Consider the following 16,526-nt stretch of genomic DNA (forward strand, 5'->3'; position numbering starts at 1 on the left):
TTATTCCTCTTTCAACTTTTTTTCTAATTTTTCAGCTACTGCTTTAGGAACCAATTTTGTCAAATCTGCTCCAAAACCAGAAACACCTTTAACTATACTCGAACTTATAAAAGAATATTTTGTATTTGTCATCATATAAAATGTTTCTATACCATCATCCAAAACTTTATTCATAGATGTAAGCTGCATCTCATATTCAAAGTCAGATACTGCTCTTAATCCTCTTATTATTATATTTGAATTAACTTTTTTAGCATAATTAACTAACAAGCCAGAAAAAGTATCAACTTTTACATTATCTATTCCTGTCAATTCTTTAAGAGAATTTTCTATCATACTAATTCTCTCTTCGAGTGTAAATAAATATTTTTTATCTGGATTAACAAGAATAGCAACAATTATTTCATCAAAAATCTTACTACTTCTTTCTATTATATCCATATGACCATTAGTAATTGGATCAAAACTTCCTGGAATTATAGCTACTTTATTTTTCAATATTATTTCTCCCTATAATTATATATAGTAATTTTAATATTACCATATTTTTTTTCTTTTTCTATTTCTAATCTATTATCAATAAAATTTATTGTCTCATTACTTCCCGTTTCACAAACGATAGTAGCATTATCTTCTAATAAATTATAGTCTATTAGATTTTCTAAAGCATTATCTACAATTTTCTTATTATAAGGGGGATCAAGTAATACCATATCAAATTTTGAGCCTTTTTTAGCTAATATTTTTATTGCACGTAAATAATCATTTCTGTAAACAGAATAATCTTCTTTTGAAATTTTACATTTATCTAAATTACTATTAATGATTTTTATTGCATCATAACTTCCATCTATGAAAGTTACATTCAAAGCTCCCCTACTCAAAGCTTCTATACCTAGTCCACCACTTCCAGCAAATAAGTCTAAAACGTTAGTATCTTGACAATAAATCATATTGAATAAACTCTCTTTAACTTTATCAGTTGTAGGTCTTGTAGCCATACCTTCTAGACTATTTAATTTTATTGATCTATACTTACCTGATATTACACGCATTTATTAATACTCCTTAAGCATTTCAAATGATTTATCTAATCCAGATAATTTAAATGAAAATTCTGTTAGTTCTGATTTTATTATTTTTTTTACATATTTCTTAGATTCTAAATCTTCTATTATATTGTTAGCCTTGCTAGCATCTACATATAAACAAATATATCTATTTTTTTTCGAAAAACATATTACATTACCATATTTTTCTAATTTCTGTATATCTCTTACATGTTTGAAATAAACATATATTCCTTGTCTCTTTTTTTCAAATAATTCCATAATTATCCTCTACAATACAATTGTAGCATCAACTCTACCTTTGTCATCAATATTTATTACTTTTACCTTAACAGTATCTCCTATATTAACAACATCTTCTACTTTTGCTACACGTTCTTTAGATAATTTTGATATATGGACTAATGCATCTGTACCAGGGAATAATTCTACAAAAGCTCCAAATTTTTCTATTCGTCTAACTGTAGCTAAGTATATTTCTCCTACTTCTGCTTCTCGTGTAATATTTTCAATAATTTCTATAGCTTTATTAATATCTGCCAAATTAGTAGATGATATAAATACATCCCCAGTTTGTTCAATATCAATTTTCACACCTGTTTTCTCAATAATTTCATTAATTACTTTTCCACCAGAACCTATAACATCTTTTATTTTTTCTGGATTAATTTTGATAATTTTTATTTTAGGTGCATATTCAGAAACTTCTTCTCTAGGCTTATCAATAATACTGTTCATATGTTTCAATATTTCTAAACGTCCCACTCTAGCCTGCTCTAAAGATTCTTTTAATATTTGCTCACTAAGACCATCTATTTTTATATCCATCTGTAAAGCTGTAATACCTTTTTCTGTACCAGCCACTTTAAAGTCCATATCCCCTAGATGATCTTCCATACCTTGAATATCTGTTAATATAGTATAATTTTCATATTTTTTTATTAAGCCCATAGCTATACCTGCTACTTGAGATTTTATTGGAACTCCTGCTGCCATAAGTGCCATAGATCCTGAACAAATAGTAGCTTGTGAACTTGATCCATTAGACTCAAGTATTTCAGAAACTACTCGAATAGTATAAGGAAACTCCTCTTGAGAAGGTATTACTTGTTCTAATGCTCTTTCTCCTAATGCACCATGACCTATTTCACGACGTCCAGGAGCACGCATAAATCCTACTTCTCCTACAGAATATGAAGGGAAGTTATAATGTAGCATAAATCTTTTATTCTCTTCCAAAGTTAAGTCATCTATTATTTGTTCATCAGAAATATTCCCTAATGTAACTACACCTAGCGATTGTGTTTGCCCTCTAGTGAATAGCGCTGATCCATGAGTTCTAGGCAATATATCTATTCTTGATGATAAAGGACGTATTTCTGTTAAATCTCTACCATCTGGACGAACTTTATCTTCAGTTATTTCTCTTCTAACTTCATCTTTTACTATTTTATCTAGAGATCCTCTTACCTCTTTTATTAGAGCTTCTATATCTTCTACTTCCATTTGTTCATAGTAAGATAATACTTCTTCTCTAACTTTATTTATAGCGTCATCACGACCTTTTTTTTCTCTAATAGAAATTGCATTTTTAATATCGTCAATAAATTTCTCGTAAACTTCTTTGTATATATCTTCGTCAAGAACTTTTAATACAACTTCCATTTTTTCTTGTCCTATTTCAGAAACTATTTCTTGTTGGAACGTTATTAATCTTTTTATTTCTTCGTGACCAAACATTATTGCGTCTAACATTATTTCCTCTGAAACTTCTTTAGAACCAGCTTCTACCATATTAATAGCTTCCATTGTTCCAGCAACTTTTAAATCTATTAAAGATTTTTCTAATGATTCTACATCTGGATTAATAATATATTTTCCATCTACATATCCTACCGTAACTCCTGCAATAGGTCCTTTAAATGGGATATTAGATACCGACAAAGCTAATGAACTTCCTATCATAGCTGCCATAACTGGATCACAATCATATTCTACAGAAAGAACAGTTGAAATAACTTGAACTTCATTTCTGAATCCATCTTCAAAAAGTGGACGTATAGGTCTATCTATAAGACGTGCTGCCAAAGTAGCTTCAGTCCCTGCTCTTCCTTCTCGACGTAAAAATCCACCTGGTATTTTTCCAACAGCATACATTTTTTCTTCATAATTTACAGTAAGTGGAAAGAAATCTACATCTTTAGCTTCTTTAGAGGCAACAGCAGTAGTCAAAACTACTGTATCACCATATCTTACTAATACAGCAGCATTAGCTTGACGAGCTACTTCTCCTATTTCTACTATTAAATCTTTATCAGCTAATGTTGTTTTATATATTTTTTTATCTTGAAACATATCCATACCTTTCATTCTTTATTTTTTCCAATACAAAATCACTACTATATTATACTATGTAAGAACTTAAAATACAATGAAATATAACCTTTTAATAATATAAAATTATGATTATTACCAAATTTTAATAAATTATTTTCTATAACTGTGATTGTTTATAATTACCAATAAATGTCTTTATAACTTATACTTTATAAATAAAAATCTCTTAATTTAGTAAAATACTAAATTAAGAGATTTTTAACATTATTCATTTAATGTAACATATTGTTGAATAGAGTCACATACATATTGCGCTGTTCCATTTCCAAATTTATCCAAATTATTTTTAAATTCTTCATTTTGAACATACCCATAACCAATACTTGAAAATACATCTATTTTACAATCAAAAGCATATTTACAAATACACTTATGAAGTTGTTCTGCTAAATCTACGTTCTCTTTAGATACAGCACTTAGTCCATCTGACATATTTTTTGAAAAAGCAAAAAAGATTTTATTAAATTCATCTACAACTTCTTGCTCTTTTCCTTTTTGTTTCGAAATAGCTTGTTCAACAACTTCTTCGCCATACTTATCTATTGCCTCTTGTTTGTATTTTTGATTATCCTGATATGTGAACCCATTAAATTTTTCTTCAATTGTCATATTTATCCTCCTTTCTTCAGAAATAATAGTTTTTTCTAATGTATTTATTAACGTTAGTAGTCTATCTTTCTCTTTATTCATTAATATTAATTGTTGTTTTAGTTTAGACAAAATTTTATCAGAATCTTCAATTAATAAATTTTTTATTTCTTCTAAAGAAAATCCTAAATACTTATAAAATAGTATTATCTGCAATTTAGACATGTCTTTTTCTGTATAGTATCTATAACCATTATCTTTCTTTTTTGGTATTAATAGCCCTATACTTTCATAGTGTCTTAAAGTGCGCACCGATAAGCCACTAAGTTCGCTTGCTTTCTTTATTAAATACATACGATACCTCCTAACAATATTAAGTATATTCTATGACGTTACGTTATAGTCAACTAATTTTTTAAAAAAATTTTTTTAGAAAATAAAAAACAAACTACTATCATCAATAAATCTTATACTATTAGCTTTATTAATGACAATAGTTCATTATCTACTGAATATAATAATTAATCAATTATTAAAAAATCTGCAAAAACATCATTACCGTAAAATAAACCTTTTCTTGTCAAACTTAATATATTATTTTCTAATTTTAAATATCCAGCAGATATATTTTTATCTATACTTTTTTTATAAAGTTCTCGGGAGTTAATATTATATTTATTGTCTACTATATCTAAGTCAACACCTTTTAATAGTCTAAGACCTAAGAAAAAATGTTCTTCTATTTTTTCCTTTTCTGTAACTTTATTTTCTACTCTACGTGCATTACCTTTCTTAACAATACTGTCTATATAAAATTTAACTGGTCCATGATTAGAGTATCTTATCCCATCAATATATCCGTGTGCTCCAGCTCCTATGCCATAATATTCATAATTTAACCAATAATTACTATTATGAATACTTTCACTTCCCTGCTTACTAAAATTACTTATTTCATATTGAATAAAACCTTGTTTATTCAAATAATTGATAGTTAAGTCATACATTTGTTCTTCTACTTCATTAGTCGGTAAAATTATATGTTTACTTTTAACTTGATTATATAACTTAGTTCGTTGTTCTAAAATTAAAGAATAACAAGAAATATGATTAATTCCATAAGACACTATTGTTTCCATACTGTCACATAAATCTTCAACTGTTTGACCTGGCAGGGCAAACATTAAATCTACATTAATATTATTAATGTTAACATTTTTTAGATTAGTAATTGCTTTTTTTACATCATCTTTTTTATGTCCGCGTCCAATAACTTCTAGTATTTTATTATTTAATGTTTGTACTCCCATACTAACTCTGTTTACACCATAACGTTTCAAAATATTTACTCTATCTATCGTTAAATCTTCTGGATTTGCTTCAAAAGAAAATTCTTTCAACTTATTAACAGTAACTTTTTTATTTACAGCTATTAGTAATCTAATTAATTGATCATCACTTAAAGCACTAGGCGTACCACCACCAATATAAACAGTTTCTATATTATTAGTATCTATTATTGTATCTAACTCTATTATTAAAATATCTATATATTCATCCACAGGTTGATGTTGAATATAAAATTTATTAAAATCACAATAACTACATATATATTTACAAAAGGGAATATGTATATATATTCCCTTTTTTTTACTATTATCCTTACTCATCGTCCATTTTCAGAACAGCCATAAAAGCATCTTGTGGAACTTCTACACTTCCTACAGCTTTCATACGTTCTTTTCCTTTTTTCTGTTTCTCAAGCAATTTACGTTTTCTACTAATATCTCCACCATAACATTTTGCTAAAACATTTTTACGCATAGCTTTAATAGTTTCTCTAGATATTATTTTATTACCTATTGCTGCTTGAACTGGAATTTCAAATTGTTGTCTAGGTATTAATTTTTTTAATTTTTCTACTATTACCTTTCCTCGTTGATAAGCAAATTCTCTATGAACAATAAAACTTAATGCATCAACTTGCTCTCCATTTAGTAGTATATCCATTTTTACTAGATTACTTGGTTCGTATCCCATCATTTCATAATCAAATGATGCGTACCCTTTAGTATTTGATTTTAATTGATCAAAGAAGTCAAATACTATTTCAGACAACGGAATATTATAAGTTATGTTTACTCGTGTAGAATCTATGTAATCCATATTCAAGAATATACCGCGCTTTTTCTGACATAATTCCATAACAGAACCAACAAAATCATTTGGTACCATTATGCTTGCCTTAACATAAGGTTCTCTAATAATATTAATTTTCTGTGGATCTGGCATTTCTGATGGATTAGATACTTCTAGGATTATACCATCAGTTTGTTCAACTTTGTAAATAACAGATGGCGCAGTAGCTATAATATCAATATTAAATTCACGCTCTATTCTCTCCTGAATAATTTCCATATGAAGCATTCCTAGAAAACCACATCTAAATCCAAATCCTAATGCTTGTGATGTTTCTGCTTCATATTGCAAGGCTGAATCATTTAATTCTAGCTTTTCTAACGCTTCACGTAAATCATTATATTTAGCAGAATCTATAGGATAAAGTCCACAATAAACCATTGGATTTAACTTTCTATATCCCGGTAGTGCTTCTTTGGCAGGATTATTATAATTTGTTATTGTATCCCCTACTCTAGTTTCACTGACGTTTTTGATAGAGGCACAAATAAATCCTACATCACCTACTGTAAGCTCATCGACTTGTTTTTCCTTAGGGGTGTGAATACCTACTTCTGTAACATCAAATACTCCACCAGTAGCCATCATTTTTATTTTATCTCCTGGTTTAACTGTTCCATTTTTTATACGAACAGATACTATTACACCTCTATAAGGATCATAAACTGAATCAAATATTAAAGCTTGCAAAGGTTCTTCAGAATCTCCATCAGGTGCTGGTATATATTCTACTATTTGCTCTAAAATTTCTTCTATTCCTATTCCTGCTTTAGCAGATGCCAAGACTATATCATCTGTAGGTAATCCTATAACATCTTCTATCTCTGTCTTAACTTTCTCTGGATCTGCTGCAGGTAAATCTATTTTATTTATAATTGGTATTATTTCCAAATTGTTATCAAGGGCTAAATAAACATTGGCTAGAGTTTGAGCTTCTATTCCTTGAGCAGCATCCACAACTAATATAGCCCCTTCACAAGCTGCCAATGATCTAGAAACTTCATAAGTAAAATCTACGTGTCCAGGAGTATCTATCAAATGTAAAATATATTCTTCTCCATCTTTGGCTGTATACTTTAATTGAACAGCATTTAGCTTTATAGTTATTCCTCTTTCTCTTTCTATATCCATAGAATCAAGTAGTTGAGCTTTCATTTCACGAGATTCAATAGCTTTTGTTTTTTCTAAAATCCTGTCAGCTAACGTTGATTTTCCATGATCTATATGTGCAATAATAGAAAAATTTCTTATTTTCTTTTGCCTGTCATTTCTTTTATTCATTTATAATCTTCCTCTAAAAATCTATTTCTTCTAAGTAATCTTTTATATCTCCATAAGAAAAACCATCTCTAATTAATTTTTCAATAATTTTATTCTTCAAAGTATAATTATCGTCATATTTTTTGCTGAATTTATTATAAGCTTTTTGATAGTATTTGCTTATAATCCTATTATCAGATCCAGTATCTTCATGGTTTTCTAGGTATATTTTAAATACTGAATTTATTATATCAAAAGAATAGCCATTTGTGTAAAGTTTGTTCGTTATTTTTTGTATTTTTTTTGTTTTTGGTTCATTTTTTTTATTATATTCTTTTTCTATAATACCATATACAACATCAATCATTTTCTCATTAGTACATATTTCTTTTATAGCAACATCTATATATTCAGAAGGAACTTTCTTTTTCTCTAAATTTTTCCTTATATAACTAGGTCCTTTTTTCTTCAACAAGAAATAGTCTCTACTATATGATTTAGCATATTCATCATCTCTTATATAATTAAATTCTTTTAATTTAGGTATTGCATAATCAATTTGCCCTAATGAAAATTCTTTTTTTATTAAATATTCTTTAATTTCATACTCGGATTTCATTCCATAGCTCAAATAATTTAATGCTTTTGTAAATGCTTGTTCTTTCCCTTCAAATACTTGTGCTTCTCTTAAGACAGTTTCTGATAGCAATCCTTTTTTTATTATATTATACTTTAATACCGTATTTTCTGACAAATAGATATATTTACCATCACTAAAATCTATCTTATATTTTTTCTTTAATTTTGTTATATTAATTATTTCCATTATTCACACTCTCAATAAATAAATCAATATCATCAAAAATTATTTTTTTATCTATATTTTCTATGTTGTAATAGTTTATATCTTTTATTTTATTTCTAAACCACGTTAATTGTCTTTTCGCATAATTTCTAGAATTTTTTTGAATTAAATTAATCATAAAATCTCTGCTTATTTCTCCTTTTAGAAAAGAAACCATTTCTTTATATCCTATAGATTTTAATGGTTGAAGATCTTCACCGTAAGTTTTTACAATGCTATAAACTTCTTTTTCTAGTCCTTTATCAAGCATAATTTCAACACGTTTATTAATTCTATCATATAAATTTTCTCTGCTTCTATCAACAAATATCACATAAGGATTGTACCTATAATAAATTTCATCTCCTAAATTATTTTCTAGAGTCGATTTTTTTTCATTAATTACATATTTATAGGCATTAATAATTCTACGTTTATTATCTAAATCTAATTTATTATAAGTATCTTCATAATTACTTTTTAAGTATTGTTTCATATAATCAATATTATCTTCTACAACATTATTTTCACTATAATTACTAAATTGATAATTATACAAAACTGCATTCATATAATATCCAGTCCCACCTATTAATAAAGGTATTTTACCTTTAGAATATATCTCTTCTATTTTTTTACGAGCTAATTTTTGAAATTCATAAACAGAAAATTTATCTGTTGGATTTAATATGTCTATAAGATGATGCGGAACATCCATCATTTCTTCTTTAGTTATTTTAGCAGATCCTATATCAAATTCTTTGTAGATTTGTACGCTATCTATAGAAATTATTTCACAATTATATTCCTTAGCAATTTCTATACTTAATTCAGTTTTACCTACAGCAGTAGCTCCTACTATAGCTATAATTGGTATTTTCTTCTTCATAATAATCTTACTCTAAACTATTCTTTTGAACATTTTTTCTAAATCTTTTTTCATCATTTTTGTTATTATAGGTCGTCCATGTGGACAAGTAAATGGATTTTCACAAGTATACAAATCAGAAATAAGTTTTGTCATCTCCGATAAAGACAATGATTGATTAGCTTTTATAGACGCTTTGCAACTAGCCATAGCTATTGCATCATTACGCAACTCTTTTAGAGTAATATTTTTATTGGCTAATACTTTAGACACTATTTCTTTTATTGTATCTATTTCATCAGCTTCTATCCAAATAGGGTATTCTCGTAAAATATAGGTGTTATCTCCAAAATGCTCTAATTTTAATCCTAAATCACTAAGTTTTTCCATTGAATTATTAATTTCAGCCGCCTCATCAACAGAAAAATTGAAACTATGAGGAATTAATAACTGTTTTTTATAATTATTTCTATTTTCAAATACTTTTTGTAATCTTTCATAATTATATCTTTCTTGTGCAGCATGTTGATCTATTAAATATAATTCATCACCTGTTTGACATAAAATATAAGTTTTAAATATTTGAGCTAGTACTTGTAGCTGTGGAAGTTGTTTAATACTACTTTCTTCTGTAACATCATCATTAGTATTTGTGTTTGTGATATCTAAATTATTATTTTCATCTTCTCCAAAAGAAAAACTATCTTCATTATCATCTAACTTTATAAAGTCAAAAAAATTGTCTCTCTCTTGTTCAAAATAATCATTACTACTTTTATTATAACTATAATTAGTTGGTTCTTTTATAACATAAGTCTCATCTATCTTATCGGTAAATGATACTTGTTCTGTTTGATTTATTATTTTTTTATTCGAAACATTATTTACAGCGTTAGGTATGTAAGTGTTGTTTGATAATCTTGTAGAAATAACTTCTTTAATTAAATTAATTAATTCTTTTTCTTTTGATAATCTAACTTCTTGTTTTGTCGGATGAACATTAACATCTAATAAAATACTATCCATTTCAATATTTATTATAGCTATAGGATACCTATTTTTCATCAAAAAAGTACCGTACCCTTCAATTATAGCATTTTGTACTGCATAATTTTTAACATATCTCCCTTTAATAAATACATTAATATAATTTTTACTAGCTCTAGTTTCTTCTGGTTTTGATATATACCCGTTAATTTTATAATCATCATTACTACCAGTAAAACTCAACATATTTTTAGCTACGTCATTATTATATACCTTAGCTATTAACTTTTGTCTATCATTATCTCCATATGTTTTCAAAACTATTTTTCCATCGATTATTATTTCAAATGAAATTTGTGAATATGACAAAGCTAACTTATTAATAATATTCATTATATTTGCTTGTTCAGTATGTGGATTTTTTAAATATTTTAATCTCGCGGGAGTATTATAAAATAAGTTTTTAACAGTAATATCAGTTCCCTTTATTGGAGCATAATACTCATTCTTTGTAACTTCTCCTCCTCTTATTTCCAAATATTTTCCTTGTGGTTCTCCTGAACAACTTTTTATATCTATATCACTAACCGAAGCTATACTGGCTAATGCTTCACCTCTAAAGCCCAAAGTATTTATATGAAATAAGTCATAATCGTTTTTTATTTTACTTGTAGCATGACGCATAAATGCTGTTTCTATATCATCATTTGATATACCCGATCCATTATCAATAATTCTAATTTCTTGTATTCCAAATTCTTTTATAACAACTTTAATATTTGTACTACCTGCATCAATAGAATTTTCTAATAGTTCTTTAACTACAGAAGCAGGTCTCTCAACAACTTCTCCAGCTGCTATTTTATTAGCTAAAGAATGTGATAGAATATTAATTTTCCCCATATGTTAACCTCCCTACAAATATATTATTCATTTATTTTATTTTTTAAATCATTTAATATTTCCATAGCTTGAAACATCGTCGTATGTAATAAATCTGTCTTTTCTAATTTTTCTTTTATATAACCATATTTTTCATTCGTTACATCTAAATCAAATGTTAGTTTCTGATAATTCTCTTCTACTTTTATTTTATTTTTATCTACTGCTTCATTTTTAGCATCATAAGAAACTTTGTTTGATTGATTTTCTACTATATTGATTTCTGCATTATTACTTTCCAAATATTTTAGAATATCATTAGCATTAAAAATAATTTCTTCTGGAAGATTAGCTAATTTAGCTACATGAATTCCATAACTTTTTTCTATAGCACCCTGTCTTACTTTGTACAAGAATATCAATTCTCCATTATTTTCTTTTGCAGAAACGTGAACATTTTTTATACCTTTATTATATTGTTCAAGTTTTGTCAATTCGTGATAGTGAGTAGAAAATAAAGTTTTGCATTTTATAGTATTATTTATATATTCTAAAATAGATTGTGCCAATGCAATACCATCATATGTTGATGTTCCTCGTCCTATTTCATCAAACACTAATAAAGAATTCTCTGTAGAATCTACTAAAGCATTACGAGCCTCTATCATCTCAACCATAAAAGTAGACTTACCTCCAGCTAAATCATCAGAAGCTCCAATACGAGTAAATATTTTATCAAAAATAGGTAAATTAGCTTTACTACAAGGAACATAAGAACCTATTTGAGCCAATATTACAATAAGAGCTAACTGTCTCATATATGTAGATTTTCCTGACATATTCGGACCTGTTATAAGAAGTATATTGTTATCCGAATCAATATAGCAATCATTACTAATATAGCTATCTACATCAACCATACGTTCAACTATTGGGTGACGCCCCTCTACTATATCTATAGTTTTTTCATTGTTAAAAACAGGCTTAACATATCCATAATCTTCCGCTATAGTTGCTAGAGAGATATAGACATCAACATCACTTAATATATTTGCTAATTTTTGTAATTCTACTATGTATTTTTGAATTTCTTGTTTAACTTCTTGAAATAATTTTAATTCTAATTCTTCTATTTTAGACTTAGAATTAACTATGTACTCTTCTACTTTCTTTAATTCTTCTGAAACAAAACGTTCACAATTAGATAAAGTCTGCTTTCTATGATATCCTAAATTTTCTGTATCAATGTTTTTTAAATTAATCTTAGAAATTTCTATAAAATAACCGTATATCTTATTGTATCCTATTTTTAAATTTTTTATGCCTGTTTTCTCTTTTTCTCTTTGTTCTATCTCGAACAGCATTTTATTCCCATTTTGTTGAGCGTTTCTATAATTATCAAGTTCTTGATTAAATCCCGTTTTTATTACGTTACCTTCTTTTATCGTTTGACCTGCATCATCATCTATAGCCTTAATCAAATAATTCTTTAATACCTCAAGAGTAGAAATTTTATTATTTAAATTTTCTACATTTTTAGAATTTACTTGCGTCAATAAATCTTTTAATTTTGGAATCTTATCAAGTGTATTTTTTAAATTACTTAATTCTTTAGGTGATACTATATTGTAAGACACCTTAGTAGCAATTCTTTCTAAATCATAAACTTCTCTTAATAAATTTTGAATATCATTTCTAATAAAATAATTATTTATAAAATCTCCTATTATATTTTGACGCATTTTTATTTCATCAATATTTAAGAGTGGATTTTCCAACCATTTTTTTATTTTTCTAGATCCAGATGCTGTTTTAGTTTTATCCACTACACTTAACAAAGAACCTTTTTTTGATCCATTGGATATATTTTGTGTTATTTCTAAATTCTTTATTGAATAACTAGTCATGTATACATATCTATCTTTAAAATAAACTTCAAAATCTTTTAAACTAGATATTTCTTTGTTTTGAGTAGTTTCTACGTAATGTAATAAATGATTACAACTTATTTTTAAATTACTATTAGTTATATACTCTGTTTTTTCTTGCACTAAATTAGGTAGATAGTCAATATTAGTTATATAAATGTTATTTAAAACTAATGATTCTGCATTTATATTCAATACTTCTTTAATATTATTTTTTAATATTTCATCTAACAACTCTACTTCAGTACTAAGCTCTATACACCTACTATCTCCTGTCATAATATCACAGAATGATAAATAATACTTATCATCAGCATAATAAATACACCCTAAATAATTATTCTCATCAAAGTTTTTATAATTCATATAAGTTCCAGGAGTTATTATTTGGATTACTTTTCTTTCAACAATCTTTCCTTGACCAGCCTCAGACACTTGCTCACAAATAGCAACTTTATGTCCATTATTAACTAATGTATCTATATAACCAGCAGCAGAATGAAACGGAACTCCACACATTGGTATTTTTTCTTCAACACCCGCTTCTCTTCCTGTTAAGGTTATTTCCAATATTTTTGAGGCTTCTACTGCGTCTTCAAAGAATAATTCATAAAAATCCCCTAATCTATAAAATAAAAACATATCTTTATAGTCTTTTTTTATTTTTAAATATTGTTCTATCATTGGCGTATATTTCACTAACTCTCACCTCATTATAAATTAATTTTATTCAATATTTATCGTAAAATATAGTTATTGCTATTAAATTTCTTCTAGTGTATAATATCCTTAATAAAAGGAGTTGATATTTTGAAAAAATTTATTAAAGACAAAAGTAACTTTTCTCTTCTATTTTTTTATTTTTCACTATCTTTAATTAGTGTAATATCAATATTTTTGGCAGAATACAACAACAATAAAACACCAACATTATTTATAAAACAAATATTGTTCTATATAATTAGTATATTCGTTATTTATACAATGCAAAGAATATCTATACATACTTATGAAAAATTTAGTATTGTATTTTTTATATTTACAATTTCTTTGTTGGCTTTGGTACTAATAGCACCTGAAAGCATAGCTCCAACTGTTAACGGAGCAAAAGGATGGTTTAATTTTAAATTTTTCACTATTCAACCTTCAGAATTTGCAAAAGTATCTTCTGTAGGAATAGTTAGTTTTTTAATTGTACAAGATCATTTTAAAAAATCTTCTGATATTGTAAAATTAATAGAATTAGCTATTATTTTAATTATACCATTCATACTGATAATGAAAGAAAATGATTTAGGAAATGGCTTGTACTTTATATTTTTATTTTTATCTCTAGTATTTTTAGTTAGTAGTAGAAACAAAACTTTCTTTGTTATCTATTCTTCTGTTATGGGGCTAGGAGCATTTTTGCTATTATGCGCAATATACTTCCCATCTTTTCTAAATATAATAGGGCTTAAAAATTATCAATTAAATAGGATATTATCTTGGCTAAGTCCTGAAAAATTCACATATGATTATTCATATCAAATAACACAAGCACTAAACGCTATAAAGTCTGGTGGCTTAACAGGATCATTTGCAAAAAATACAGTTTATATAGATGAGCAATTTAATGACTTTATTCTTTCTGTAATTGCTAAAAACTTTGGTTTTATTGGTAGTGTCTTATTTATAACACTATACTTCTTATTTATCATCAAGATAATGAGGATAGCTAAACAATGTCAACAAGGTAACTTTAGTTACTACTTTACTATATTAACAGCATTTAATTTCGCACTACCGTTTATTATAAATACATATTCATCAACAGGATTAATACCTGTTATAGGAATTAGTTTACCATTTATAAGTTATGGTGGTAGTTCTCTTTTAGCTAATTCAATATTACTAGGAATAATATTCAAGATAAACAAAACTATTAATGAAGAACAACTAGCCGATGAACAAGATTATAATGACTATACTGATTACATTGATGAATATAGTAACTAAGACAATCCATTTTAATATTAAAATCTAATACATATAATTTTGAGGATAATTTCAGTAAAACTTGAATTTATCCTCATTATTTTAATAATAAACTTATTTATAAATTTATAGCCTTATATCATCTATAAACGTATCATTAACAGAAAATACTAACTTGCTAACTATATTTTTAGCCGCTAAATAGTCTCGTATATCTATAATTGAATTATGTGTATGTATATATCTTCCACATATTCCTATTACTGCAGTAGGTATCCCTAGTTGTGCTTGATGAATAGCACCAGCATCTGTTCCACCAGGAGATGTAAAATACTGATATTTTATATTATTATCTTCTGCTAGGCTAACAATTTTCTCTCTTAAATTGGCACGTAAAATCATAGTTCTATCCATAAGCCTTACTAAGAAACCTTCTCCTAACTTCCCGTTAGATGTAGATTTACCATCCATATCATTTGCAGGACTACAATCTACTACTAAACATAAATCAGGGTTTATCATATTAGCTGCTATAGTAGCACCTCTTAATCCTACTTCTTCCTGTACGGTTGCACAAACTACTAAATTACAATCTAATTCTGTATTAGCCACTTCTTCTAATAACTCAGTTATTAATACACAGCCATATCTATTATCAAAGGCTTTTGCCATTATTCTATTGTTAGATAGACGTTCAAAATCTGTCTTAGGAACTACAAAGTCTCCTTCTTTAATTCCCCATTCTCTAACTTCTGCTTCTGAGCTAGCCCCTATGTCAAGAGTCATATCACTAATTTTAACGCTTTGTTGCATTCCACCTACAAAATGTTTAGGTATAGAAGGAATAACACCGACAAATTTATCTCCACTTACAGTAGTAATAGTAAACTTCTGAGCTAATAAAACATCTTCCCTAAAACCACCTAAAGTATCAAATTTTAAAAAACCGTTAGGTAGAACTTTTGTTACCATAAATCCTACTTCATCCATATGCGCTGCAACCATAACTGTTTTCGCATTTTTATTTTTTGATTTCTTTATTGCATAAACCCCACCTAAATTATCACGCTTTATTTCATCTGCATAAGGTTGTAATTTTTCTATTAAATAATTAGCAACTTCACTTTCAAAGCCAGAAGTAGCGTCTAATGAAGTAAGTTCTTCAAAAATTTTAATTGATTTTTCCATATTACACCTCTTTTATACTAACTATTCTATTATCAATTTTATTAAATACAACAGTGTAATTAACATTCTTATAGTCAGTAAATGTAAACTCTAAGTAATTATTTTCTGGTAGATTGAAACACCAACTATCTTTTATTTCATATCCTAATGCTAATATTTGTTTTTTACATTCTTTTATAAAATTATCTTCTTTTTGTAACTTTGTAACTTTTTTGTATACTGGATATGTGCATAATCCTAATGCTACTAAAAATACTATTTTCTTTTTCATAGTTATCGTTACTCCTTATCTTTTTTAATTCTTTTATTAATCTCTTCTTCCATATACTCCGATATAT

Annotated in this window: 14 protein-coding genes; 1 reads left to right on the plus strand and 13 read right to left on the minus strand. The window is 26.9% G+C overall.

From position 1 onward, the window contains the following. The 11 genes from coaD to mutS form a co-directional block, all read right to left on the minus strand. Entirely contained in the window at window positions 1–498 is a 498-nt protein-coding gene (coaD, locus tag HZY83_RS06520) for a pantetheine-phosphate adenylyltransferase (RefSeq protein ID WP_179943245.1), read from the minus strand. 2 nt (window positions 499–500) lie between these two features. Next, entirely contained in the window at window positions 501–1,055 is a 555-nt protein-coding gene (gene rsmD / locus HZY83_RS06525; RefSeq protein WP_179943246.1) for a 16S rRNA (guanine(966)-N(2))-methyltransferase RsmD, read from the minus strand. Window positions 1,056–1,058: 3 nt separating this feature from the next. Beyond that, window positions 1,059–1,331: a DUF2129 domain-containing protein gene (locus tag HZY83_RS06530; RefSeq protein ID WP_179943247.1), complete on the minus strand. Its 273-nt coding sequence runs from the start codon at window positions 1,329–1,331 to the stop codon at window positions 1,059–1,061. Between the two features lie 9 nt (window positions 1,332–1,340). Continuing rightward, the gene (pnp, locus tag HZY83_RS06535) at window positions 1,341–3,425 is read right to left on the minus strand and encodes a polyribonucleotide nucleotidyltransferase (RefSeq protein WP_179943262.1); all 2,085 of its coding nucleotides are present in this window, start codon (window positions 3,423–3,425) and stop codon (window positions 1,341–1,343) included. Between the two features lie 246 nt (window positions 3,426–3,671). Then, a complete protein-coding gene (locus HZY83_RS06540) occupies window positions 3,672–4,409 on the minus strand; it encodes a MerR family transcriptional regulator (RefSeq protein ID WP_179943248.1) in 738 nt (245 codons plus the stop codon). Window positions 4,410–4,576: 167 nt separating this feature from the next. After that, window positions 4,577–5,725, minus strand: a complete 1,149-nt coding sequence (gene hemW, locus HZY83_RS06545) for a radical SAM family heme chaperone HemW (protein ID WP_179943249.1) — start codon at window positions 5,723–5,725, stop codon at window positions 4,577–4,579. After that, entirely contained in the window at window positions 5,718–7,535 is a 1,818-nt protein-coding gene (gene lepA / locus HZY83_RS06550; protein ID WP_179943250.1) for a translation elongation factor 4, read from the minus strand. Before lepA ends, hemW begins: the two co-directional genes overlap by 8 nt. 13 nt (window positions 7,536–7,548) lie before the next feature. After that, complete coding sequence (locus HZY83_RS06555; RefSeq protein ID WP_179943251.1) at window positions 7,549–8,340, minus strand: RecX family transcriptional regulator; 792 nt, start codon at window positions 8,338–8,340, stop codon at window positions 7,549–7,551. Then, window positions 8,327–9,247 carry a tRNA (adenosine(37)-N6)-dimethylallyltransferase MiaA gene (gene miaA, locus HZY83_RS06560; protein ID WP_179943252.1) on the minus strand — a complete coding sequence of 307 codons (921 nt, stop codon included), beginning with the start codon at window positions 9,245–9,247 and terminating at the stop codon, window positions 8,327–8,329. The genes HZY83_RS06555 and miaA overlap by 14 nt, the downstream gene beginning before the upstream one ends. 12 nt (window positions 9,248–9,259) lie before the next feature. Continuing rightward, complete coding sequence (gene mutL / locus HZY83_RS06565; protein ID WP_179943253.1) at window positions 9,260–11,116, minus strand: DNA mismatch repair endonuclease MutL; 1,857 nt, start codon at window positions 11,114–11,116, stop codon at window positions 9,260–9,262. Window positions 11,117–11,139: 23 nt separating this feature from the next. Then, complete coding sequence (gene mutS / locus HZY83_RS06570; protein WP_218925362.1) at window positions 11,140–13,707, minus strand: DNA mismatch repair protein MutS; 2,568 nt, start codon at window positions 13,705–13,707, stop codon at window positions 11,140–11,142. A gap of 126 nt (window positions 13,708–13,833) precedes the next feature. Here mutS and HZY83_RS06575 point away from each other — a divergent pair, with 126 nt between their 5' ends. After that, a complete protein-coding gene (locus HZY83_RS06575; protein WP_179943255.1) occupies window positions 13,834–15,021 on the plus strand; it encodes an FtsW/RodA/SpoVE family cell cycle protein in 1,188 nt (395 codons plus the stop codon). Between the two features lie 105 nt (window positions 15,022–15,126). Here HZY83_RS06575 and HZY83_RS06580 read toward each other — a convergent pair whose 3' ends face one another. Together HZY83_RS06580 and HZY83_RS06585 are read right to left on the minus strand one after the other, a co-directional pair. Next, window positions 15,127–16,188, minus strand: a complete 1,062-nt coding sequence (locus tag HZY83_RS06580) for a M42 family metallopeptidase (protein ID WP_179943256.1) — start codon at window positions 16,186–16,188, stop codon at window positions 15,127–15,129. 1 nt (window position 16,189) lies between these two features. Then, window positions 16,190–16,459: a hypothetical protein gene (locus HZY83_RS06585; protein ID WP_179943257.1), complete on the minus strand. Its 270-nt coding sequence runs from the start codon at window positions 16,457–16,459 to the stop codon at window positions 16,190–16,192. Between the last annotated feature and the right edge of the window lie 67 nt (window positions 16,460–16,526).

The organism is Gemella sp. GH3 (genome assembly GCF_013415425.1).
GTDB lineage: Bacteria > Bacillota > Bacilli > Staphylococcales > Gemellaceae > Gemelliphila.

Coding starts and splice junctions, on each gene's coding strand:
- rsmD (WP_179943246.1), bottom strand. CDS start 1,055: ATGCGTGTAATATCAGGTAAGTATAGATCAATAAAATTAAATAGTCTA.
- HZY83_RS06530 (WP_179943247.1), bottom strand. CDS start 1,331: ATGGAATTATTTGAAAAAAAGAGACAAGGAATATATGTTTATTTCAAA.
- pnp (WP_179943262.1), bottom strand. CDS start 3,425: ATGTTTCAAGATAAAAAAATATATAAAACAACATTAGCTGATAAAGAT.
- HZY83_RS06540 (WP_179943248.1), bottom strand. CDS start 4,409: ATGTATTTAATAAAGAAAGCAAGCGAACTTAGTGGCTTATCGGTGCGC.
- hemW (WP_179943249.1), bottom strand. CDS start 5,725: ATGAGTAAGGATAATAGTAAAAAAAAGGGAATATATATACATATTCCC.
- lepA (WP_179943250.1), bottom strand. CDS start 7,535: ATGAATAAAAGAAATGACAGGCAAAAGAAAATAAGAAATTTTTCTATT.
- HZY83_RS06555 (WP_179943251.1), bottom strand. CDS start 8,340: ATGGAAATAATTAATATAACAAAATTAAAGAAAAAATATAAGATAGAT.
- miaA (WP_179943252.1), bottom strand. CDS start 9,247: ATGAAGAAGAAAATACCAATTATAGCTATAGTAGGAGCTACTGCTGTA.
- mutL (WP_179943253.1), bottom strand. CDS start 11,116: ATGGGGAAAATTAATATTCTATCACATTCTTTAGCTAATAAAATAGCA.
- mutS (WP_218925362.1), bottom strand. CDS start 13,707: ATGATAGAACAATATTTAAAAATAAAAAAAGACTATAAAGATATGTTT.
- HZY83_RS06580 (WP_179943256.1), bottom strand. CDS start 16,188: ATGGAAAAATCAATTAAAATTTTTGAAGAACTTACTTCATTAGACGCT.
- HZY83_RS06585 (WP_179943257.1), bottom strand. CDS start 16,459: ATGAAAAAGAAAATAGTATTTTTAGTAGCATTAGGATTATGCACATAT.